The 22,587-nt window shown below is 35.2% G+C and carries 20 protein-coding genes; 12 read left to right on the top strand and 8 right to left on the bottom strand.

Annotation, left to right across the window (positions count from 1 at the left end; translation table 11 throughout):
• Nucleotides 1–2: 2 nt before the first annotated feature.
• Nucleotides 3–1,304: a dicarboxylate/amino acid:cation symporter gene (locus QSV08_RS04560; protein ID WP_324026975.1), complete on the bottom strand. Its 1,302-nt coding sequence runs from the start codon at nucleotides 1,302–1,304 to the stop codon at nucleotides 3–5.
• Between the two features lie 61 nt (nucleotides 1,305–1,365).
• Nucleotides 1,366–2,430 carry a chorismate synthase gene (aroC, locus tag QSV08_RS04555; protein ID WP_324026973.1) on the bottom strand — a complete coding sequence of 355 codons (1,065 nt, stop codon included), beginning with the start codon at nucleotides 2,428–2,430 and terminating at the stop codon, nucleotides 1,366–1,368.
• 228 nt (nucleotides 2,431–2,658) lie between these two features.
• Between aroC and QSV08_RS04550 the strand changes: the two genes are divergently transcribed.
• Complete coding sequence (locus QSV08_RS04550) at nucleotides 2,659–3,528, top strand: UDP-2,3-diacylglucosamine diphosphatase (RefSeq protein ID WP_324026972.1); 870 nt, start codon at nucleotides 2,659–2,661, stop codon at nucleotides 3,526–3,528.
• On the opposite strand, the gene QSV08_RS04545 is transcribed toward QSV08_RS04550, so the two are convergent.
• Nucleotides 3,529–6,447 carry an FAD-binding and (Fe-S)-binding domain-containing protein gene (locus QSV08_RS04545; RefSeq protein ID WP_324026970.1) on the bottom strand — a complete coding sequence of 973 codons (2,919 nt, stop codon included), beginning with the start codon at nucleotides 6,445–6,447 and terminating at the stop codon, nucleotides 3,529–3,531. It abuts the gene before it with no gap.
• 90 nt (nucleotides 6,448–6,537) lie between these two features.
• On the opposite strand from QSV08_RS04545, the gene QSV08_RS04540 reads away from it, so the two are divergent.
• Complete coding sequence (locus tag QSV08_RS04540) at nucleotides 6,538–7,017, top strand: hypothetical protein (protein WP_324026968.1); 480 nt, start codon at nucleotides 6,538–6,540, stop codon at nucleotides 7,015–7,017.
• 103 nt (nucleotides 7,018–7,120) lie between these two features.
• The gene (locus tag QSV08_RS04535) at nucleotides 7,121–8,239 is read left to right on the top strand and encodes a redoxin domain-containing protein (protein WP_324026966.1); all 1,119 of its coding nucleotides are present in this window, start codon (nucleotides 7,121–7,123) and stop codon (nucleotides 8,237–8,239) included.
• 73 nt (nucleotides 8,240–8,312) lie between these two features.
• On the opposite strand, the gene QSV08_RS04530 is transcribed toward QSV08_RS04535, so the two are convergent.
• Nucleotides 8,313–9,971: a hypothetical protein gene (locus tag QSV08_RS04530; protein ID WP_324026964.1), complete on the bottom strand. Its 1,659-nt coding sequence runs from the start codon at nucleotides 9,969–9,971 to the stop codon at nucleotides 8,313–8,315.
• Nucleotides 9,972–10,098: 127 nt separating this feature from the next.
• Nucleotides 10,099–10,749, bottom strand: a complete 651-nt coding sequence (locus QSV08_RS04525; protein ID WP_299317414.1) for a rhomboid family intramembrane serine protease — start codon at nucleotides 10,747–10,749, stop codon at nucleotides 10,099–10,101.
• A gap of 57 nt (nucleotides 10,750–10,806) precedes the next feature.
• Between QSV08_RS04525 and QSV08_RS04520 the strand changes: the two genes are divergently transcribed.
• On the top strand, nucleotides 10,807–11,703 hold the full coding sequence (locus QSV08_RS04520) for a lysophospholipid acyltransferase family protein (RefSeq protein ID WP_324026962.1): 897 nt from the start codon (nucleotides 10,807–10,809) through the stop codon (nucleotides 11,701–11,703).
• 68 nt (nucleotides 11,704–11,771) lie between these two features.
• Here the strand turns inward: QSV08_RS04520 and glmM are convergent, their stop codons facing one another.
• Complete coding sequence (glmM, locus tag QSV08_RS04515; RefSeq protein WP_324026960.1) at nucleotides 11,772–13,160, bottom strand: phosphoglucosamine mutase; 1,389 nt, start codon at nucleotides 13,158–13,160, stop codon at nucleotides 11,772–11,774.
• Between the two features lie 95 nt (nucleotides 13,161–13,255).
• Here glmM and QSV08_RS04510 point away from each other — a divergent pair, with 95 nt between their 5' ends.
• The 5 genes from QSV08_RS04510 (at nucleotide 13,256) to QSV08_RS04490 (ending at nucleotide 17,756) form a co-directional block, all read left to right on the top strand.
• Nucleotides 13,256–13,846, top strand: a complete 591-nt coding sequence (locus tag QSV08_RS04510) for an acyl carrier protein phosphodiesterase (protein ID WP_324026959.1) — start codon at nucleotides 13,256–13,258, stop codon at nucleotides 13,844–13,846.
• A gap of 7 nt (nucleotides 13,847–13,853) precedes the next feature.
• Nucleotides 13,854–14,453 (top strand): hypothetical protein, encoded by a 600-nt coding sequence (locus QSV08_RS04505; protein ID WP_324026958.1) that lies wholly within the window; start codon nucleotides 13,854–13,856, stop codon nucleotides 14,451–14,453.
• A 187-nt stretch (nucleotides 14,454–14,640) separates the two neighbouring features.
• A complete protein-coding gene (gene ggt, locus QSV08_RS04500; RefSeq protein WP_324026956.1) occupies nucleotides 14,641–16,332 on the top strand; it encodes a gamma-glutamyltransferase in 1,692 nt (563 codons plus the stop codon).
• A gap of 74 nt (nucleotides 16,333–16,406) precedes the next feature.
• Nucleotides 16,407–17,108, top strand: a complete 702-nt coding sequence (locus QSV08_RS04495) for a hypothetical protein (protein ID WP_324026955.1) — start codon at nucleotides 16,407–16,409, stop codon at nucleotides 17,106–17,108.
• Between the two features lie 51 nt (nucleotides 17,109–17,159).
• Nucleotides 17,160–17,756, top strand: coding sequence for a hypothetical protein (locus tag QSV08_RS04490; RefSeq protein WP_324026954.1), 597 nt, complete (start codon nucleotides 17,160–17,162; stop codon nucleotides 17,754–17,756).
• On the opposite strand, the gene QSV08_RS04485 is transcribed toward QSV08_RS04490, so the two are convergent.
• Nucleotides 17,753–18,823, bottom strand: coding sequence for a transporter substrate-binding domain-containing protein (locus QSV08_RS04485; RefSeq protein WP_324026952.1), 1,071 nt, complete (start codon nucleotides 18,821–18,823; stop codon nucleotides 17,753–17,755). The genes QSV08_RS04490 and QSV08_RS04485 overlap by 4 nt on opposite strands.
• Nucleotides 18,824–18,933: 110 nt before the next feature.
• Here QSV08_RS04485 and QSV08_RS04480 point away from each other — a divergent pair, with 110 nt between their 5' ends.
• Entirely contained in the window at nucleotides 18,934–19,359 is a 426-nt protein-coding gene (locus QSV08_RS04480) for a GNAT family N-acetyltransferase (RefSeq protein WP_324026951.1), read from the top strand.
• A 10-nt stretch (nucleotides 19,360–19,369) separates the two neighbouring features.
• On the opposite strand, the gene QSV08_RS04475 is transcribed toward QSV08_RS04480, so the two are convergent.
• On the bottom strand, nucleotides 19,370–20,137 hold the full coding sequence (locus QSV08_RS04475; protein WP_299317442.1) for an XRE family transcriptional regulator: 768 nt from the start codon (nucleotides 20,135–20,137) through the stop codon (nucleotides 19,370–19,372).
• Between the two features lie 139 nt (nucleotides 20,138–20,276).
• Here QSV08_RS04475 and QSV08_RS04470 point away from each other — a divergent pair, with 139 nt between their 5' ends.
• Complete coding sequence (locus tag QSV08_RS04470) at nucleotides 20,277–21,536, top strand: putative DNA modification/repair radical SAM protein (RefSeq protein ID WP_324026949.1); 1,260 nt, start codon at nucleotides 20,277–20,279, stop codon at nucleotides 21,534–21,536.
• A gap of 209 nt (nucleotides 21,537–21,745) precedes the next feature.
• Nucleotides 21,746–22,522, top strand: a complete 777-nt coding sequence (locus QSV08_RS04465; RefSeq protein ID WP_324026947.1) for a TIGR03915 family putative DNA repair protein — start codon at nucleotides 21,746–21,748, stop codon at nucleotides 22,520–22,522.
• Nucleotides 22,523–22,587 lie beyond the last annotated feature (65 nt).

Below are 22,587 nucleotides of genomic sequence, written 5' to 3'. Positions count from 1 at the left end.
TCTTACTTTTTATAATTGTCATCCCAATTCTTGACTTTAGGTTCATGTAATTTACCCACAGATTTCGCTACCATCATAGATACAGTTGCATCTCCAGATACGTTTATAACCGTTCTACACATATCTAACGGTCTATCTACAGCAAATATTAATGCTAAACCAGCTTCTGGTATACCCGCTTGAGCTAGTACGATAACTAACATAACCATACCAGCTCCTGGTACAGCAGCACTACCAATCGAAGCTAAGGTTGCCGTAACGATAATTCCTAATTGTGCAGACAAACTTAAGTCCATACCAAATGCCTGCGCTATAAAAACAGCAGCAATGGCTTGGTACAAACTAGTACCGTCCATATTTATAGTGGCACCTATGGGCAACACAAAACTTGTTACCTCTTCATCTACACCTAAATGCTCCTCCACCCTTTCCATGGTTACTGGTAGGGTAGCTGCGCTTGAACTCGTTGAAAATGCTAGGAGTTGAGCCGGTGACATACCTTTCATAAATGTATTCGGAGATGTTTTCGTAAATACCCAAACCAAAAGTAGATATACACCTAACATTAACGATAGCCCTAAAACAACACAGAAAGCATACCATGCCAATGCTTTAAACAAATCTAGACTTGGGGATTCTACTACTAAAGCTGCCAATAATGCAAAAACACCAAATGGTGCTGCTAACATGATAAGGTCTATCATTTTGAGAATTACCTCATTAAAGCCGTCAAAAAACTTTTTAACCGGGATTGATTGCTCTTCTGGAATCAATATTAAACCTATACCAAAGAAAATGGCAAAGAATATAACCTGTAGCATATTGCCGTTGTCAGAAGCTGCCGCAAAAATATTACTTGGCACTAAATCTTCTAACGCCTGTAACGGTCCTGCTTCTTTTTGCTTGTCTGCTTTAGATTTAATGGCATCAGCATCACCTTTGTAATTTTCAACAAGTTCGATACGTGTAGCCTCACTTATTGAAGCTCCTGGTTTTATAATGTTTACAACACCTAAACCAATAGTAACCGCAACAACTGTAGTAGCGATATAGATACCTATAGTACGACCGCCCATTTGAGAAAGTTTAGAGATATCCTTTAAATCAGATACTCCTTTTATCAATGAACCTAAAATAAGAGGAACGGCAATTAACTTTAATGAGTTGATAAAAATATTACCAAAAGGCTTGATCCAATCTGAAATGAATTTTGGTCCCCATTCTAATTGAACCATGGCTAAAGCAAATAAAACTCCCGCTAACATTCCTATTAGAATTTGCCAATGCAACTCAAGCTTCCTCATATATAAATTAGTTTAGGGAAGTAAGATAGTATTTTGCAAGGAAAAGTACTAAAAACGCAACCTATAATTTAATAGTCCGGTTTAATAGGGTGTAATCTGCCAAAACCAATGCGGTCATCGCTTCGACTATAGGTACCGCTCTTGGAACTACACAAGGATCATGTCTACCCTTACCCTGGGTTTTAATGGTATTACCCTCTTTATCAATTGTTTCGTAGGCTTGAATTACAGTTGCGACTGGCTTAAAAGCTACATTGAAATAGATATCCATTCCGTTACTTATTCCGCCTTGAATACCACCACTATAGTTGGTTTTTGTAGAACCATCATTATTAAATTGGTCGTTGTGTTCACTGCCTTTCATCTTAACGCCTTCAAAGCCGCTACCATATTCAAAGCCTTTTACAGCATTTATAGATAACATAGCCTTACCTAATTCGGCATGAAGTTTGTCGAAAACGGGCTCTCCTAAACCAATCGGTACATTTTTGGCTACACACGTAATAATTCCGCCAATGGTATCGCCGTCTTTTTTAATGGCCTTGATATATTCTTCCATCTTTACTGCCATTTCTGGGTCAGGACAACGTACATCATTAGTTTCTGTCAACGATAAATCTAATTCAGTATAATGCTTACCTAAACTCATATCTCCTACTTGAGATACAAAAGCTTGAATTTCTATTCCTTTCAAAAACTGCTTTGCAATAGCACCTGCTACCACTCTACTTGCCGTTTCACGCGCAGAACTTCTTCCACCACCACGGTAATCTCTAAAACCATACTTCTTATCATACACGTAATCTGCATGCGATGGTCGGTACGAGTCTTTTATATGTCCGTAATCTTTAGATTTTTGATTGGTATTATGAATAGCAAAGCCAATTGGCGTTCCCGTAGTTTTACCTTCAAATATTCCAGAATAAAACTCTACTTCATCTGGCTCTTTTCTCTGAGTAACAATTGCTGATTGCCCTGGTTTACGACGATTAAGATCATTTTGTATGGCATCAAAATCTAATTCAATTTCTGACGGACAGCCATCTATAACCCCTCCGATTGCTTTTCCGTGAGATTCTCCAAAAGTGCTTACCCTAAATATGTTTCCGAAGGTATTTCCAGCCATAATAAATGCGTTCTTAATGATGTAATACTGATTGTAATACTTACAAATCAACCGACTTCAAAGGTAAATGTTAAATGCTGGAAAGAAAAATTTTAAAAGCGCATAATATTAGCTTAACCTTACGCATTTGTGATAATGATTATTTAACCTTATGATTAAAAATTGTTGACCCATTAAGTAGTTGTTGCTTACATCGTTAGGTTTAATTTTGCCTTAAAAATTATCCCTTTGAAAAAACGACGTCTTGAAATAGTTGTGCTTTCTGATATTCACTTAGGTTCTTACGCATGCCACGCAGAAGAATTACTAACATACCTATCTAGTATTGACCCAAAAATCTTAATTCTGAATGGCGATATACTAGACGCTAAGAAAATGCGGAACAATTACTTTCCTCCCTCCCATTTAAAAGTAGTAAAGAAAATATTTTCACTAGCTTCAAAAGGTACCGATGTACATTATATCACCGGTAACCGCGATGAACCTTTTCGTAAAATTGATGAGATTTACATGGGAGCTATAAAAGTTTCTAATAGAATGTCATTAAAACTAAACGGGAAAAATACACTCTTTTTTCACGGAGACATTTTCGATTTTTCATTTCGACACTCGCAATGGCTTTTGAATTTTGGGGATACAGGTTTTGACTTGCTTTTAAAACTTGCAAAGCTCAAAACAAAAACGATGAACCTTTTTGGCAAAAAGAACAAACCCTTCTCAAATCCGGAATTGGAATATGGAGAACGTGATCCCAAACAAATTGCGCTATTCGAGAAAAATGTAGCCAAAATGGCTATTAAACAACATTATGACCATGTTGTATGCGGCCATAGCCATGCTCCCAACAAACAACTATTTGAAACGAAGAAAGGAGAATGTCTTTACCTAAACTCTGGAGATTGGGTAAAGCATATGACTGCTCTTGAATATTCTTTTAAACGTTGGAAACTCTATCGTTACGAGAATGATAAGCTTGCTACATTCTATATGGATGAAGAACTTAAGTCTATGAACATAAATGAGCTTATTGAAACAATTACACAACGAAAGACAAGAGAATTAAATAATCAAAAAGAGAAAGACGGACTTTCAGATTAATTATAACACCAAAGCTTCTTTCAATATACTCACCGGATGCTGTGCTATTCTCTTCGTACCATCAAATATTTGATGTCGACAACTTGTTCCATTGGCAGCGATAATTGTCTCTGGAGCTGATTTATTGACCGCAGGGAATAATTTTAATCCGCCAATTTTCATACTAGTTTCATAATGCTCTTCTTCATACCCGAAAGAACCAGCCATACCACAACAACCAGATGCTATAATAGTAACCTTATAATTTGTTGGCAGATTCAATACATCAAATGTTACTTTCTGGTTACTCAATGCTTTTTGATGACAATGATTATGAATTTTTATATCTCTAGCTTCAGCGGTAAAATCAGACGAATTTAAATTGCCTTCTGTTATTTCTTTTGCTAGAAACTCTTCTATCAAAAATGAATTATCAGCTATTTTCTGAGCCGTGTCTTTATCTGATGTCATACGTTTGTATTCATCTCTAAAAGATAAGATTGCCGAAGGCTCTAAACCTAAAACTGGCAAACCAGCTTCTGCGAACTTTTTTAATTCTTGCGTATTCTTAATCGCTAGTTTTTGAGCTTGTTTCAAAAAGCCTTTAGAAAGAAATGTTCTCCCACTTTCAGCATAATACAATTCAACATCGTAGCCAAGTTTCGTTAATAGCTCAATAGCATCTTTACCAACTTCAATATCTAAGTATTTAGTAAATTCATCGATGAATAAAACTACTTTTTTCTTATACTTAGTATTTTGATTACCATATTCTTGAAGGTGTTTATCGAAATTAAAACTATAAACCTTAGGCAAGGTACGTTCTTTGGCTACTCCACTTGTCTTTTTTAACAATCCGCCTAGAAATTTGGAGTCATAAATAGCATTTGTTAAACCAGAAATCTTACTTCCTAACCCATTTAGTTTGGTATTATAGGCAAACAATTTCCCTCGTAAAGAATAGCCATTTGCTTCTTGATATTGATACAAAAACTCTGCTTTCAAAGTAGCTACATCTACATTACTAGGGCACTCACTTGCACATGCCTTACAACTTAAACAAAGGTCAAATGCCTCTTTAATTTCAGGACTATCGAAACTATTCTTAGCCGTACTATTAGGGTTCGTTAAAAACTCTCTTAACGTATTAGCCCTACCTCTGGTAGTATCTTTTTCATTTTTGGTTGCATGATAACTAGGGCACATGCCACCATTCATATGATGCGTCTTTCTACAGTCACCACTACCATTACACTTTTCTGCAGCCTTAAGTATACCTTCACTATCAGAAAAATCCATTAATGTTTTAATCTCTGGCTCTTTGCGGTCAATTTCATATCGAAACGACTTATCCATTGGGTAAGCATCTACAATTTTACCCGGATTGAATATGCCCTTAGGATCAAAATAAGATTTGATTCTTCTTAAAAGTTCATAGTTCTTATCACCTATCATTATAGGTATAAACTCAGCACGCACAATACCATCACCATGCTCTCCACTAAACGAACCTTTATACTTTTTAGTAAGTTTAGCGACATCGGTAGTAATATCTCTAAATAACCCAACATCGGTAGATTTCTTAAGGTTCAGAATAGGTCTTAAATGCAATTCGCCTGCACCTGCATGTGCATAATACACCGCACTTTGTCCATAACCCTTCATTATTACAGAAAACTCTGCTATGAAATCTTTAAGATCTGGTAAAGCTACCGCAGTATCTTCTATACAGGCCACAGCTTTCATATCACCTACTATATTACCCAGCAAACCTAAACCAGCCTTACGCAACTCGATTGCTTTTGGTATTTGATCTCCAAATAATACAGGATTGGCATAACTGAGTCCCGATTGCGCTATCGTCTTTTGTAACAAAGCAACAGCCACTTTCAATTCAGCTTCTGTATGCGCTGATACTTGTAGCATTAATAATGCTGCTGGATCACCTTCAACAAAAAATCGATTTGCTAATTGCGCACGGTTATTCTTTGTACAATCTAAAATGACTTTATCCATCATTTCGCACAATTGCAATGGGTGTTTCATTACCGGAACCACATCCATTAAACAATCTTCTAAAGACGTATAATGCGTAACGACCATTGCCGATAAGGCTGGCGGCAAATCATTTAATTGAACCGTAATTTCTGTTGTAAAAGCTAAAGTACCTTCACTACCACACAGCAATTCTGCCATATTAAAGTAAGGTAATTTACCTCCAAATAAATCGGACTTCAATAACTCGTCTACAGCATAACCTGTGTTTCTTCTATGTATTTCTGGTTTCGGAAAATGTTCTGTTATCTCAGAAGCTATATCACTATTATCGAGTTCTTTAAATATACTATTATAAAGTGATGCTTCAAGCGTCTGTTCTTGCTGCTTTTGCTTGAATTCTGATGCTGTTATTCTTCCAAATTCCGCCTCACTACCGTCTGATAAAATGGTTTTCATTGAGATGACCTTATCTCTCGTAACCCCATATTGAATTGAAGTTGTACCTGATGAATTGTTACCAACCATACCACCGATCATACATCTATTTGAAGTTGATGTATTAGGACCAAAGAACAACCCGAAGGGTTTTAGATATTGATTCAACTCATCTCTAATAACACCTGGCTGAACAGTTACCTGCTTCTTTTCTTGATCTAGACTTATGATTTCTGTAAAGTGTTTTGATACATCAACAACTAAACCGTCACCTACACATTGCCCTGCTAACGATGTACCTGCCGTTCTAGGTATAAGACCAATATTTTCATCGTTGGCAAATCGTATGATTTTTTTAATATCATCAACACTTTTTGGAAAAGCAGCCCCTAAAGGTATTTTTCTATATACAGATGCATCTGTAGCGTAAATAGTCTTGGTAAGATTATCAAATCGTACTTCTCCCTCTATATCTTGTCGTAACTTTGACAGCGAATTATTATCCAACTTAACACAATTTTGATTGCTAAATTAAGTTTTATTGTGTGAGCTACATTACAAATCGGCTCATTTTTCATCACAAAAAAGAATAACTATATGAAGATTTTAAAAGGTATTACCGTATTATTATTTATGGCAACCTGTTCGCTTTCTGCACAAGAAATATCGAATCATGCATTAGGATTACGATTAGGAGACAGTGACGGGTTTGGTGCTGAAATCAGTTATCAAAAATCTCTTACACGCGACACAAGGGTTGAATTTGATTTAGGATGGAGAGATAGCAGAAATTTTAATGCATTTAAAATAGCAGGACTTTACCAATGGGTACGCCCTATTGAAGGTGACTTTCAATGGTACTACGGTGTTGGTGGCGGATTAGGAAATGTTGATTTCCCCGGTGATGATGGCGGCTTGTTTGTTTTTGCAGCTGGTGACATTGGTATTGAGTACAACTTTGACATTCCACTAATATTATCATTAGATTTTAGACCAGAATTGGGAGTCATTGGTTATGACGGATTCTCTGATAATTTTGATTTTGATATCGGACTAGGTATTCGTTACCAGTTTTAACGGCAATTAAACCAATATAATAAAGACCTCTGACCATTGCGTTAGAGGTCTTTTTTTATATCCTATATATAAGTACATTTGCAACTTAACCTAAGTGAAATTTATGAAACATAGTATTTTAATACTGCTTGCAGGAGTCTTATTGTTTAGTTGTAACTCAAAGCCAGAAAGCTTCACCCTTAACGGAAAGCTTAGAGGCGAAATGACTGATGGCACTCGTGTTTTCTTGAAGAAAATAGGAGAAAACAATCAACCGATGGAAGTTGATACCGCTACCACAACAAATGGTGAGTTTACTTTTACTGGAAAATCTGATATTCCTGAACTTCACTACATCTTTGTTGAACAACTACCTGGCTATACTGCTGTAATTCTTGAAAATGGTGAAATACAATTTAGTGCACAAAGAGACAGCATGGGCTTCGCTGATATAAGCGGAACTTTTCAAAATGACTCTTTCTCCGATTATATGGAGCAATCGAGAGAAATTTCAATGCAAGCGCAATCTATTCAAAAAGATATGAAAGCTGCATCTGGTGAAGCAGCTTTGGCTTTGCAAGATGAAATGAAGGAGTTGCAAGAAGAGTATAAAACATTCGAATTGGACTATGTAAAAGCTCATCCAAAAGCATTAATATCTGCTTTGGTGTTAGATAGAGCAGTTGCGACTAAAGCTGTTGAATTAGAAGAAGCTGAAGAAATTTACAAAACATTATCTGAAGAAATCAAAAGCTCTAAACCAGGAAAACAAATTTTAAAGGGCATTGAAGATTTAAAGGTATCTGAAGCAGCTGGTAAAAATTCTAGTATTGGCGCTAAAGCTCCTGATTTCTCTGGTCCTAGTCCTGATGGAACTGAACTTGCTTTAAAAGATGTAATGGGAAAAGTAACTTTAATCGATTTCTGGGCTGGATGGTGTAGACCTTGTAGAGCTGAAAACCCGAATATCGTTGCTGTTTATAATAAATACCACGACAAAGGATTAAACGTTCTAGGTGTTTCTTTAGATAGAACTGATGAAGCATGGAAAAAAGCTATCGCGGAAGACGGATTGGTTTGGAACCATATTTCAAACATCGCATATTTCGATGATAAAATCGCTAAACTATACAATGTTGATGCAATACCCGCAGCATTTTTATTGGATGAAAACGGAATAATCGTTGCTAAAAATTTAAGAGGTCCTGCACTTGAAGCTAAGGTTGCAGAGTTACTGAACTAGATTTCGAAACAAAACGTAAAAAAGCCCGAACATTAAATGTTCGGGCTTTTTTTATATCTTATTATTTGATGAATTAGAATGCACCTCTAACATCTCTGTAAGTACCTTCAACCGTCGTATTCGATCCTCTGGTAACACTACCAAAGATATTTACTACCGAATCATCACCTAGAAATTCTAAAGTCGCACCTTCATTAAGAATTAAATCACCATATATAGTTAAATTACCTTCAACTCTTAAGGTTGCCCCTGAGTTTACAGTTATATTTCTTCTTTTATTATTCCTTCCAACTACTATAGTTCCATTCATTTCAAACAAGCCATCTGAATTGATATTGACACCTTCACTAACAGTCCAAGATCCACATAACAACAAATTGCCACCAATATTCATACTATTAAATCTTTTTGACCCTCTGTATGCAAAATCGTCTCCGCTATTCACGTTTAAATTTGCACTACCAGAATAGCTTTGCAATTCAGAACAACGTTCTGCCAAGCTATCGCTAGGTCTGTTAAGTTTAATAATTTGAAATCCTGATTTACCAGATGCCGCAAAGATATAATCACCTTTTGTTGCTACATAATTTATTGAACCTGTTAGTTCAATTACACCAACACCTACAGTACTATTATCATTAGTTTCCGAAAGACTTAATCCGCCAGCACCGTTAGCCATCAATAGAACATTTTCGTTCACTGCAACGCCATTGGTTACAATTTCACCTGGTTCAGCGTTTTCCGGACTAGTTAAAATCGGCAAGTATTCTACAAAGCTTCCTGATGTGGCATTATATACTCCGGCTCCTTTTGTTCCTTCCGAAACAACTATATTTTCATTTAAATAATCTAAAGTACGTTTGGCATCTATACCGAAATCAGATTCTATAGCTATGCTACGAAGGGTATTTAAATTCTGATCTAAAAAGCTAATACCTTGCGCAGCATCTAAAACAGCAATTTCATTACCACTATACGCTACAGCACGTAAATCTGAAAAGGGTGCTTCACTTAAAGTAGTTAAATCATTTTTATCATAAACAACCACCAAGCCGTCTTGACCACTTGTTACCACGACGTTGTTACCTATAATTCTAACATCTGTTGCATTAAAGCCCTCTTGAAAACCGTAAGCGATATTAGAAGTATTCATTCTACCCCCGCTAACAGCAATTTTAGCTACTAATGAATTTGCAGTTGCAGTAACAGATTGCTCAGCATCTACGCCACCTGCGACATATATATAACCATTATCATACGCTATAGAATTCAAATCTGCGTTTGTATAATATACTCTAGATGTAACTGTCGGGTTGGTAGGATCACTAATATCGATGACATCAATAGCACCAACATAATCTTGACCTACAGTATTGTAAGATACATAACCATAATCACCATCTAAGGCAACATGGGTAGCAGCTAAATTTTCTCCATTTGTAAATGACGGAGGTGCTATTTGAGCGACTAAAGAAAGTGGATAATCACCAGCTTCTGCATCTTTGCCTGTTATACTCGATCTTTTTGCGCTGGCAATAGGATCTTCAAAAATGTTTAAAACACCGGCACGATCAAAGCTTACACTATTATCTAGCTTAGATTGGTCGGTTTCACTAACTAAATTATCTTCAGGGTTTTCAAAAACTGTGGTTTCATCACTACAACTTGCTATAAAAAGTGAAGCGGTTATAGCCATTAGCCATACTTTTCTTACAGATAGGTTTGATTTCATTTTAATCGGGGTTTTTGCACTAACGCCCCGAACTGCCCTCTTGTTGTCTATATACAGGCAAATACGATGAAATACACTTTATTAGGGTTAATAATACACTTTATCGGTTAAAAAACGGGAAAGTAATCTAAATCTTACCCATTTTCTCAAGCACCAATAATAATAGTATTGGCAATGCTAATAAACCCACCATTAGGGTTTCTGTTTGCAACAAGCTAGGCATGAATAATAAGGTACAAGCATACCCTCCTATCGCTCCTCCAAAATGAGCAGTATGCCCAATATTACCCAATCGTTTTTTCATACCATAAATAGAATATAGCAAATAACCAATACCAACAACATACGCAGGAACCGGAATTGGAATAAACATAATACCCAACTGCATGTTTGGCTGTAAGAGAATTGCCGAATATAAAATACCGGTTACCGCACCACTTGCACCAACCGCAGAGTAATAAGGTTCGTCTTTATGAAAACTTAAAGCCAACAAACTACCACCAATAAGACTTACAGCATAAATGATTAAAAACTGAGTTGTTCCAAACCAATTGATGACTACCCCTGCAAAGAAATAAAGGGTAAGCATATTAAACAATAAATGTGAAATATCTACATGCAGAAATCCCGATGTTGCCATACGTTCTTTCTGACCTGCTTTAATTGCCCCAATACTAAATTTGTAGCGTTCAAAAAAAGTAGTATCACTGAACCCCTTCATTGACACTAATACATTTGCCGCTATTATTGCTATGGTCGCTATATCAATGTTGTACATTATCTGCCCTTTATTTGGCGTCAAATATAACTATATTTGCCCATAATTTTTTTGAAAATGCAACTACTGGCCTTTGTTTTGATCTATCCCTTTTTATGGGTTGTTTCTATTTTGCCACATCGCTTATTTTATGGTTTATCTGATATTGCGTGTTTCTTTATATATCGCGTATTCGGTTATAGAAGAAAAGTGGTGCAAGAGAACTTGAATTTGGTTTTTCCAGATAAGTCTGCAGATGAAATTCATCGTATTGAAAAGGAATTCTACAAACACCTTTGTGATATGTTTTTAGAAATGGTCAAGACCATGAATCTTAGTAAAGAGGCCGTTGCTAAAAAATACCACCTAGTAAATCCTGAAGTATTACTGGAAATCGAAAAAGAACGTAGCATTATTATTTTATGCGCACATTATGCCAATTGGGAATGGAATGTAAGCATCAACAATTATGTAAACTCTAAAGGGTATGCAGTTTATCAAAAAATAAACAACTCTTATTTTGATAATTTCATTAGAAAAACGAGGGCTAGATGGAATACAACTTTAATAACCCAAGGGCAGACTGCTAAAACAATCATTCATAATTATAGAAATAATGTTCGTGCTACCTACGGTATGGTAAGTGATCAGTCTCCTCAAGCACATAGAGCTCATTATTGGACAGATTTCATGGGTATTACTGTTCCCATATTTAATGGTGGCGAAGCGCTAGCACGAAAGACAGGATTAGCAACGGTATTTTTAAAAGTAAGCAAAGTTAGGCGCGGACACTATAAAGCAGAATTCACACCTATCTCTATAAATAGCAAAGAGACCAAAGAACATGAAATCACCGACAAATTCTTAAGACTCACCGAAGAGCAAATTCGAGAAAAACCTGAATACTACCTATGGACCCACAAACGCTGGAAACATAGAGGTAAAAAACCTGCAGCTTTTGCTGATGTTAGTTAAAATTATAGAAAATAAAAAACCGGAAGCAGTTGAACTGCTTCCGGTTTTTTTATCGGCAAATATGATTATTATAAACCTGCTATAGATTTTATCTCACCAATAATTCTATCTGCTAAGCCGTCAGCCTCTGTCTGACTTTTAGCTTCTGTGTAAATTCTTATGATTGGCTCTGTATTCGATTTTCTTAAATGAACCCAGTTTTCTGCAAAATCGATCTTTACACCATCAATAGTAGACAGCTCTTCATTTGCATACTTTTCAGCCATAGCTTTTAAAATTCCATCAACATCTAAACCAGGAGTCAATTGAATTTTCTTCTTACTCATAAAGTAACTTGGGTAGCTAGCTCTTAATTCTGCTACTGTACCACCTTTTTCAGCCATTAACATTAAAAACAAAGCAGTACCTACTAATGAATCTCTACCGTAGTGACTTTCTGGATATATGATACCTCCATTACCTTCACCACCAATAATAGCATTATTCGCTTTCATTTTGGTAACTACATTTACTTCACCTACTGCTGCAGCTTCATATGTACCACCATGCTTTTGGGTAATATCGCGCAATGCACGAGAAGATGATAGGTTAGAAACCGTATTACCTTTTGTTTTACCTAACACATAATCAGCACAAGCGACCAAGGTATATTCTTCACCAAACATTTCGCCATCGTTACTAATGAACGCCAAACGGTCAACATCTGGATCTACTACGATACCGAAATCAGCTTTTTCTTTAATTACTAAATCGCAAATATCTTTTAAGTGCTCTTTTAACGGCTCTGGATTGTGTGGAAAATGACCGGTTGGTTTGCAATACAACTCAACCACTTCTACTCCGAACTCCTTTAAAAGTTTTGGAATTGCAATACCACCAGTAGAATTCACTCCATCAACAACTACTTTGAATTTCGCTTTTTTAACCACCTCGGCATCTACCAAAGAAAGGTTTAAAACTTCATCAATATGAATATCAATATAACTGTCGTTTTTATTTATCACTCCTAAATCATCAACATCAGAAAAATCGAAATCTTCTTTTTCTGCTATTTCAAGAATTTTAGCTCCCTGAGCAGCATCTAAGAATTCGCCTTTTTCATTCAACAACTTTAATGCATTCCATTGTTTTGGATTATGACTTGCTGTTAAAATAATTCCACCATCGGCATTCTCCATTGGCACCGCAATCTCTACGGTTGGTGTTGTAGACAAATCTAAATCGACTACATCGATACCTAAACCTACCAAAGTAGATACCACAAGGTTCTGCATCATCTCACCAGATAAACGGGCATCGCGACCAATAACAACTTTTAATTTATCCTTTTTAGAATAGTCTTTTAACCAGACTCCGTAAGATGCCGCAAACTTTACCGCATCAATAGGTGTAAGATTTTCTCCTGGTTTACCTCCAATTGTTCCTCGTATTCCTGAAATAGATTTTATTAGTGTCATATAATCTTAATAAGTTTTTTGCAAATATAAACGTATCATACTTATCACTATTGCCCTTCTTTGTAAATTCGAACTACTAAGCATAATTTAAGCGAATGAATTTTTTAGCTCATATTTACCTGTCTTTTAATGACAAAGAAATTACCATAGGCAATTTTATAGCCGATAGCATTCGTGCCAATAAATTTGACCACCTACCAATTAAAGTACAAAAAGGTATAAAACTTCATCGTCATATAGACACGTATACTGATAGCCATGCGATACCAAAAATAAGCAGCAAAAGACTTCATGCTAACTATAGTCATTACAGCCGAGTTATCGTTGATATCTACTACGATCACTTTTTAGCAAAAAATTGGTCTAAATATTCTGATGTACCGTTGGATGTTTTTGTGGATAATTTCTATGACCTTTTAGAGGATAATTACGAAATACTACCTATCGGTGTCAAAAAAATGATGCCTTATATGATTAGCGATAATTGGATATTCAACTATTCTAAAATGGATGGAATCGCTCGTGTGCTTAACGGTATGAACCGTAGAACGAATAATAAATCTAAAATGAATTTTGCCATTCTAGACCTTGAAGAACATTACGATGCCTTTGAGGCAGAGTTTACCGAATTCTTTGAAGAACTAATAACATTCTCAAAGCAAGAATTCAAATCTCTTACTAAATAGACGTTTAATGCTAAAGTCATTTTTAATTTATGTTTTCTGTCCGCTATATATTCTTTGCGCAAGTATGTGCTGCGGAGATGATGACGAACCTTATTTCGAAGAATATGACATAAAAACGTCTGATGCTATTTTTATACAAGATGATAAAAAAATGTTTGCAGTTGGCGACACTTTATGGATAAATGTTCAAATATCGAATGTATTAAACGATGTGGATGGGAAAGAATTAAATATCTATGAGCTTACAGCTGAAAATACTGCTTTAATAAACTTAACACTGTTTTTAGAAACAGAATTCGACCAACCAGCAACTATTAATATTTCTGAAAGCGAAATAATAAATGTGACAGGTACTCTTAGCCCCTATGAATATGACACACGACTAGTTTCATCTGAAGCTACATTAATTGATGAATTCTATATTGCGAAGCATGGTATATTATTAAGGCAAGCAGGTCAATTCAAAATCAAATCATTATTTAATGATAATTTGGTTTATTATTTTTCATCAGAAAATAATGATGGCTTGATTAATTTTATAAACCTTGAAACTAGTTTCAGGTCATCAACAAACCCAAATGAATATACTTTTGAAGTATTAGAATAATGACAAAATAGATTTTACTTTTAAAAAATCTATTGGACTTTGAAATGCCCAAAAAGAAATTTAATAATCTGTATTATCAATTAATTACATCATTAAAAACCTTAATAATCATCCTATTAATTACAATATAAACACTTTAACATCATTATTTTAAAATAATCTACCTAAACCTATAATTTAATAACGTATGAATCAAATTAAAATAACACTTTTGCTGGTTGCCTTGATATCTTTTGGCAGTTGCAAAGAGAATCCTGCAGTACCAACGGGTACGGTTACAGAAAAAGCAATGGTAGTTTCAGCACGTGAAGAAGCTTCTAAAATAGGTAGTGATATTATGCAAAAAGGCGGTAATGTTTTTGATGCAATGGTGGCTACTGAAATGGCATTAGTTGTCGCTTATCCCTTTGCAGGTAATTTAGGTGGTGGCGGATTCATGGTATACAGAAAAGCAAATGGTGAATCGGGATCTTTAGATTATCGCGAGAAAGCACCGTTATCTGCGCATAAAAACATGTACCTAGATTCATTGGGTAATGTAATACCTGGTAAAAGTACATTAGGGGCTACCGCAGTTGGTGTTCCAGGTACTGTTGCTGGTATTATTGAGGTTCACAAAAAATTCGGATCTCTACCACTTGAAGAAATTATGGCTCCTGTGATTGCTTTGGCAGAGCGTGGCGTAGTGGTAACCGCCAATCAAGAAAAAAGACTAGCAAGTCAACGCGATAAGTTTATTGAAGTAAATAGCGACAGTACCAAGTTTGCGACCGTGTACAAAATGAACGATACTATTAAATACCCTGCTTTGGCAAATACCTTTAGAAGTATTGCAAAAAATGGTAGAGACGGATTCTATAAAGGGGAAGTAGCAAAAAAACTTGCTGCATTTATTCAAGAAAAAGGTGGGTATGTTACAGAAGAAGATTTAGAAAAATACCAAGCAATATGGAGAGATCCTATCACTTTTAACTACAAAGACCTGCATATAATTTCTATGAGTCCGCCAAGTAGTGGTGGCGTAACCATCAATCAAATATTCAAGATGATGGAAAAATACGATATTGCAAAACTTGGTCATAATTCACCTAAAATGGTGCAATTATTTACCGAAGCATCTAGAAGAGCCTATGCAGACAGAAACTACTTTTTAGGTGATCCTGATTTTGTTGAAATACCTTATGACAAATTATTAAGTGATGAATACCTTGCCGAAAGAATGGCAAACTTCTCTTTTGACAAAGCGACTAAATCTTCTGAAGTAGAACATGGCAATATTGAAATTGTTGAAAGTATGGAAACTACCCACTACTCTATTGTTGATCAAGAAGGTAATGCTGTTTCGGTAACAACTACACTAAACGGTGCGTATGGCTCTAAGTTGTATTCAGATGAGCTTGGCTTCTTTTTAAACAACGAAATGGATGATTTCAGCGCTAAAGCCGGTGTACCCAATATGTTCGGTCTAGTTGGCGCAGAAGCTAACAGTATAGCAGCTGAAAAAAGAATGCTCAGTAGCATGACCCCAACTATCGTTGAACGCGATGGTAAATTATGGATGGTTGTTGGCACACCGGGTGGATCTACAATTATTACTGCTGTAGCTCAAACCATTTTAAATGGATATGAGTTTAAAATGAGTATGCAAGATGCTGTTAACGCTCCTCGATTCCATCATCAATGGTTACCAGACATGGTTATCTTTGAACCAGACGGATTCCCTATTGAACTGAAAGAAGAACTAAAGACCAAAGGATATATAATCAACGAAGAAAGAACCCCTATTATTGGAAAAGTTGATGCTATTCGCGTTTTAGCAAATGGCAAGCTTGAAGGTGGTGCCGATAAACGTGGAGACGATGCTGCAATAGGGTTCTAGCCTTATCTAAATCTAATTTTTAATAGAATTAAAATTAGTTACAATATATTATTAATGAATTATTTGAATACATTATGCTAAAGAAATTATTTAAGTTAATTGGTATCTTAATATTACTTGCTATAATAGGCTATGGTGTCTTATATTACATATATAATGAACCCGTACCTACAGGCGAATCTGGACCTGAAGCTGATGCTTTGGCATACAGAATGTTTGATGCCCTTAATTATAAAAACTTCAATAATACTAAAGTTTTAGAATGGTCTTTTCGAGATGACCATACCTATAAATGGGATCGCGAAAAGCAAATAGTTACAGTAGGTTATGATGACGTTATTGTAAACTTAGATTTGATTACTCCGCATTCAAGTATTGCTACAATCAATAACGTACCTGCGTCTTATGAGAAGTCACAAGAGTTAATTGAAAAAGCCCAAAGCTATTTTAACAATGATTCTTTTTGGTTAGTAGCGCCATTTAAAGCTTTTGATCGTGGTACCGAACGCTATTTAGTCCATTTGGAAGATGGATCTGAAGCGCTGCTAGTTACTTACACACAAGGTGGCGATACACCTGGTGATTCATATCTATGGATTATAGAACCTAGTGGAAAACCTAAGAGTTTTAAACTTTGGACAAAGATCATCCCAATTGGTGGTGTTGAAGCGACATGGCAAGATTGGATTGAAACAGAAAGCGGCGTTTTCTTACCTACCCAACATAAACTTGGTCCGTTTTCTATATCAATGGGAGAAGTTAAGGGTACTTATTAAAATATAATTATTTAATTAAAGTTAAACTACTACACCTAAGAAAACCATTTTATGCAAGATTATAAATTTCCTTTAGATTTCAAATTCCATATTGGTACACTATCCAACGATTTTTCTGCAGTTGATGCCAATGGTAATATGGTTGCCTATGTAAAACAGAAACTATTTAAATTTAAAGAGGCTGTTGGCGTTTATCAAAATGATAGTAAAACTAATTTACTTTACAATATAAAGGCAGATAGATGGATAGACTTCTCGGCATGTTATTCTTTTTCTGACCCGTCTGGTAAAGAATTTGGTAAAATAGGTCGCAAGGGATGGGCTTCTTTATGGAAAGCACATTACGAAGTTTTTGACGAGAACAAGCAACTAAAGTATACAATTAGAGAAGAAAATGCTTGGGTAAAGGTGATGGATGGTTTAGTGGGTCAAATACCTGTTATTAACCTATTTACAGGATTATTTTTAAACCCAGCTTATTTGGTAATTAACGGTAACAATGAGACCGTAGTTCGATTGTCAAAAGAAAAATCATTAGTTGGTCGTCGCTTTAAGGTTAGTGAAGTAAAAAAACTGAATGGTAATGATGATGACATTATCATATTAAGCTTAATGATGATGGTATTGTTAGAACGACGTAAAGGCTAAAATTCTGCCAGACCATATTCATTTAAAACAATATCCCATTCTTCGGTTTCTATTATTTCAAGAATTCGCTGAGTAATGCGTTGCTCTAATTCTACATGTGTTTTCGGGAGTCCGAAGGCATAGAACTGTATATCGAATTTTACAGGTAGCAACTCTAATTTATGTAATGTAGAATCTCTTTGAATGGCATATTTTAAAATAGGCTCATCATATATGAAAGCCTTTATATTACCTTGATCTAAATTTTTTAAACCAGTTGGTACATTTGAATAGGTGTGTATATCTTTAAAAAAGTGTTCTGACAAGAAGTTTTCAGTACCTGAATTAGTTATAGTACCCACTGCCCTACCTTTAAATTCATTAAACCCATCAGGATTATTGGTTAGTTGATTTACGGTTAAACTCGATGCTATACTAGCTGTTAATCCAGAAATAAATAGGAGTCCGCCAAACATTAGAACCAAGGCGGTTATCTTGCCAAATTTGGTGACCGGTGCCTTATCGCCATAACCCACAGTAGTCAAAGTTACAGCAGACCACCACATGCCATCCCATAATCCACTTCTTCCCGGTCTAAATGCCTCCGGATTTTTCTTACGTTCAAACAACCACCCGAGAACCCCAAATAGAAAGATAATAAATAGCAATATCAATAAACCACTTAGAAATCCGACATTTAAAAAACCACTTAAATATGACTTCAATCTATCAAAAGAAGAAACTTGGGCAATAGCTATTGTAGCATTAGAAGCATAAAAAGAATGTGTAAACTCCATCTCTTTACTACGCTGACTGGTAATGGTTAGCGGATTAATACTTAAATCAATTCCACCAGTGCGAAGAGAATCTAACATAGATGAAAACTCCATTGGTATCATCTCATATTCAATATTCAAATCACTAGCCACTCTTTTCCATAACCAGACATTAAGCCCCTCCACATCCTCTCCGTTTTCAACTATAAAAGGTGCTGCAGCAGTATAGCCAATACGTAATTTTTCATCATCAACTTGACCGCTTGCCGAGATTGAAATTACAAACACAATTACTAATAGAAGAATTCTCATAAAATGGTCGGGTTTACATTTTTTTAAATATAATCATTTTAGAAAGTATCGACAGATTAACCTATTCACCTAAAATGAAGTAATTTTAGGTTCTTAAAGCAACTTAGGCTATGGATATTAAATTAATCACTTTCAACGAAGTTACAGCAGACCTACAATCTCAACTTACTGAACTCTATAAACAATTGAATGCTGAGTTAACGCAATTAGATTTGGCAACCGCTCTTTCTGATTACAATACCACAGATGTTGTAATTTGTTTAGATGATGATAAATTAGTTGGTATTGCTATGATGGCAAAATACAAGGTAGTATCTGGACACAAAGGAATGATTGAAGATGTGGTTGTTTCTTCTGAATATAGAGGCCAAGGTATTGGCAGAAAGCTAATGGAAAAGCTTTTAGAACAAGCAGAAAAATCAAAACTTGACGATGTGCTATTATTCAGCGGTCACCACAGAACTGCAGCAATTTCACTTTATAAAAGCTTAGGTTTTAAATTAAAAGAGAGCGGTATGTATATTAAAAAATATTAAAGCTATACTTTTAATTAACCTTCTTAACATGTTGTAATTGATCTTTTAACTCTTTCATTGATTCTTGTAACTGACGTAAAAGACTATTATCGGTAGTAGCATCTACATTAAAAGTAATTTTACTACTCACCTCCCAAATTTCTTGAATCTGAAATGGTTTAATATCGTAAGGCGGATAAGTTTCGTTTAAAGAGATTAGTGTAATGTTATTAGAGTTCGGTCGCTTTTCTACCTTCTTGACCATTATGGAATCTTGGAGCACAACTACGTACATCTTATTTGCACTCACATAATCTATATGTTCAATTGCCCTTGCCAAAACCCATTCACCAGGGTGTAAATTAGGTAACATACTATCACCTTCTACTTGAAACCCTCGATAGGTTGCATTTCTAAATTCAGGAATAGGTAGATCGAATGCAGGTAATTGTTGATACCAACTAGTATCTGATATATTCTGAGGATAACCAGCAGCTGCTTTAGCATTTACCAAAACCATATTCTCACGATTTGCAGAATCAACTGTCACCACTTTAGGTATAACACTAGTTCTTGAAGTCTCTAAATATTGTTCTTCACTTTCTCCAAACAACCAAAGCGGATTAATTTTAAATTGTTTCAACAACTCTAAAACAACTTTACCAGAAAGCTTGGTTCTACCACGCTCTATATCTGCTGTTGTATTAGAAACGCCAATTAGTGCAGCAAAGTCTGCTTGAGTATAACCCAGTTCTCTTCTTAAATCGGTAAATCGCTTTAATGTTAGTTCGTTTTCCATATTCTTTTCCGCTTCAATAAAGATTTTTATACCTCTTTATAATCCAAATATAGTGATTATGGATTATATCCAAAATATTATTTGGATTATTTCCATAATTAGGAATATTTCCATAATTTTGGATTAATTACCAATTACTATGGATTTTAATAGAATAAAAGAAAAATTAAATATACTGGCAGATGCAGCTAAATACGATGTGTCTTGCTCAAGTAGCGGTAGTAACCGCAAAAACAAGGATAATGGCTTAGGTGATACCGGTAATGGTATTTGCCATACCTACACAGAAGATGGTCGTTGCGTTTCTCTATTAAAAGTTTTACTTACTAATCATTGCATTTTTGATTGCGCCTATTGTGTTACGCGTAAAAGCAATGATATTAAACGAGCTGCTTTTAAAATTCAAGAAGTAGTCGATTTGACCATCAATTTTTATAGAAGAAACTATATAGAAGGGCTGTTCTTAAGTTCTGGCATCTTTAAAAGTGCCGATCATACTATGGAACGTTTGATAGCCGTTGCCAAAAAACTTCGTGAAGAAGAAAACTTCAACGGGTACATTCACCTTAAATCTATACCTGGTGCAAGTGATGAATTAATGTACGAGGCCGGTTTATATGCTGATCGTTTATCTGTCAATATTGAAATCCCCACTATCTCCGGCCTTAAACTTTTAGCTCCGGATAAAAAACATGAAGATTTTATTAAACCGATGTTGAAGGTGAAGAATGAAATTATACGCTATAAGGAGGAGCGTAAAATAATTAAAAGCACTGCAAAATATGCTCCTGCAGGGCAAAGTACCCAAATGATTGTTGGTGCTACTGGCGAAAGCGATAAGGATATTATGTATTCTGCAACTCACTTTTACAAAAACTATCAGATGAAACGGGTTTACTATTCTGGTTACGTACCCATCTCCACAGATAGCAGATTACCTTCTTTGGGTTCTGAAGTACCCATGCTCAGAGAAAATAGATTATATCAGACAGATTGGTTACTTCGCTTTTACGGCTTTAGTGTCAATGAAATTTTAGATGCCGATAATCCGAATTTAGATATGGATATAGATCCCAAATTGATGTGGGCACTTCGAAATCTAAATCATTTTCCTATAGATATTAATAAGGCAGAACCACGAATGTTAGCAAGAATTCCGGGTATAGGAATGGGCTCTGTTCATAAAATTATAAGCGGAAGAAAATACCGCCGATTAAGCTGGGAGCATCTAAAAAAAATGGGTATTGCACTCAATCGAGCAAAGTATTTTATCATCTGTAATTCCTCTGATTGGGAACGAAGAGATTTAGACGCAGCTACTATAAAAGGAATGATTCTTCAATCTCAAAATAGCAAATTCAAAAATCAGTACAACAATCAATTATCCTTATTTAACTAAACTAATAATTTAATTAAACCTAATGACTATGGAAAATATTAATAACACCTTGAATTCGACTAATATTTCAATTTCAAATACTGTTATTGACCGTAGTCAGAGTCAAATATTAGCAATAGGATACCAAATGGTATTATTAAAAACTAAGATTAAAAAAAGGCTAAAAATTGTGTCACGAATCTTTTTCTTCAACTTCTAAAACTGTTTATATGAATGCTTCAAAAACTTTAGTTTACGACGGTAGTTTTAATGGTTTTTTAACTGCTGTATTTATAGGCTTTGAACAAAAGCTTACGCATGCCGATATTCAGAAAAAAGGGCAATTACAAAGCGGACTTTTTGCTGAAACGGAAACTATATTTACCAACATTGAAAAAGCACAACGGGTTTGGAACGGTGTACGTAAAAAGAGCAACAGCGCTATTAAAAATATATACTTTGCATTTTTGAGCGAACAGAATAATATGGAAGCACTAATCTACCGCTATATTCAAAAGCTTATGGGAAGTAAATATAATGGGGCCACTGATTTTAGTGATGATGGAGTTTTAAAAATAAATCAGCTTTCACATAAGGTCGGTAGAGAAAAGCATCGTATGGAAGCATTTGTACGATTTCAATTAACAAAAGATGATGTATATTTTGCGAACATAGAACCAGATTTTGATGTATTGCCGTTAATCTCCAAGCATTTTAGAAATAGATATGCTGACCAACAATGGATTATTTATGATGTAAAACGTAAATACGGACTATTCTATGATTTGAATACTGTTGAAATCATTTCATTAGATTTATCTGATATTCATACCAATAGTATGGAGAAAAGTGCTGCTTTCACAAATGCTGAATATGAATATCAAGACCTTTGGAATAATTATTTCAAAAGCACAACTATAAAATCTCGAATTAATAACAAACTACATTTTCAACATGTACCAAAGCGTTATTGGAAATATCTCTCAGAGAAGAAAGAAGCTGTTTAAAGATATTACAGCTTTATTCTTATAAAAGGGATAAAATAATTTTACAAGAATATCATACAGCACTA

The organism is Maribacter sp. BPC-D8, from assembly GCF_035207705.1.
GTDB lineage: Bacteria > Bacteroidota > Bacteroidia > Flavobacteriales > Flavobacteriaceae > Maribacter.
The sequence above is the reverse complement of the archived record's forward strand: the minus strand, read 5'-3'. Positions and strand labels throughout refer to the sequence as shown.

Excerpts from the sequence above, each read along its gene's own strand:
- QSV08_RS04475 (WP_299317442.1), bottom strand. The coding sequence starts at position 20,137 with ATGGAAAACGAACTAACATTAAAGCGATTTACCGATTTAAGAAGAGAA.
- ggt (WP_324026956.1), top strand. The coding sequence starts at position 14,641 with ATGAATCAAATTAAAATAACACTTTTGCTGGTTGCCTTGATATCTTTT.
- QSV08_RS04485 (WP_324026952.1), bottom strand. The coding sequence starts at position 18,823 with ATGAGAATTCTTCTATTAGTAATTGTGTTTGTAATTTCAATCTCGGCA.
- QSV08_RS04470 (WP_324026949.1), top strand. The coding sequence starts at position 20,277 with ATGGATTTTAATAGAATAAAAGAAAAATTAAATATACTGGCAGATGCA.
- QSV08_RS04465 (WP_324026947.1), top strand. The coding sequence starts at position 21,746 with ATGAATGCTTCAAAAACTTTAGTTTACGACGGTAGTTTTAATGGTTTT.
- QSV08_RS04540 (WP_324026968.1), top strand. The coding sequence starts at position 6,538 with ATGAAGATTTTAAAAGGTATTACCGTATTATTATTTATGGCAACCTGT.
- aroC (WP_324026973.1), bottom strand. The coding sequence starts at position 2,430 with ATGGCTGGAAATACCTTCGGAAACATATTTAGGGTAAGCACTTTTGGA.
- glmM (WP_324026960.1), bottom strand. The coding sequence starts at position 13,160 with ATGACACTAATAAAATCTATTTCAGGAATACGAGGAACAATTGGAGGT.
- QSV08_RS04490 (WP_324026954.1), top strand. The coding sequence starts at position 17,160 with ATGCAAGATTATAAATTTCCTTTAGATTTCAAATTCCATATTGGTACA.
- QSV08_RS04525 (WP_299317414.1), bottom strand. The coding sequence starts at position 10,749 with ATGTACAACATTGATATAGCGACCATAGCAATAATAGCGGCAAATGTA.
- QSV08_RS04530 (WP_324026964.1), bottom strand. The coding sequence starts at position 9,971 with ATGAAATCAAACCTATCTGTAAGAAAAGTATGGCTAATGGCTATAACC.
- QSV08_RS04510 (WP_324026959.1), top strand. The coding sequence starts at position 13,256 with ATGAATTTTTTAGCTCATATTTACCTGTCTTTTAATGACAAAGAAATT.
- QSV08_RS04535 (WP_324026966.1), top strand. The coding sequence starts at position 7,121 with ATGAAACATAGTATTTTAATACTGCTTGCAGGAGTCTTATTGTTTAGT.
- QSV08_RS04505 (WP_324026958.1), top strand. The coding sequence starts at position 13,854 with ATGCTAAAGTCATTTTTAATTTATGTTTTCTGTCCGCTATATATTCTT.
- QSV08_RS04520 (WP_324026962.1), top strand. The coding sequence starts at position 10,807 with ATGCAACTACTGGCCTTTGTTTTGATCTATCCCTTTTTATGGGTTGTT.
- QSV08_RS04495 (WP_324026955.1), top strand. The coding sequence starts at position 16,407 with ATGCTAAAGAAATTATTTAAGTTAATTGGTATCTTAATATTACTTGCT.
- QSV08_RS04480 (WP_324026951.1), top strand. The coding sequence starts at position 18,934 with ATGGATATTAAATTAATCACTTTCAACGAAGTTACAGCAGACCTACAA.
- QSV08_RS04560 (WP_324026975.1), bottom strand. The coding sequence starts at position 1,304 with ATGAGGAAGCTTGAGTTGCATTGGCAAATTCTAATAGGAATGTTAGCG.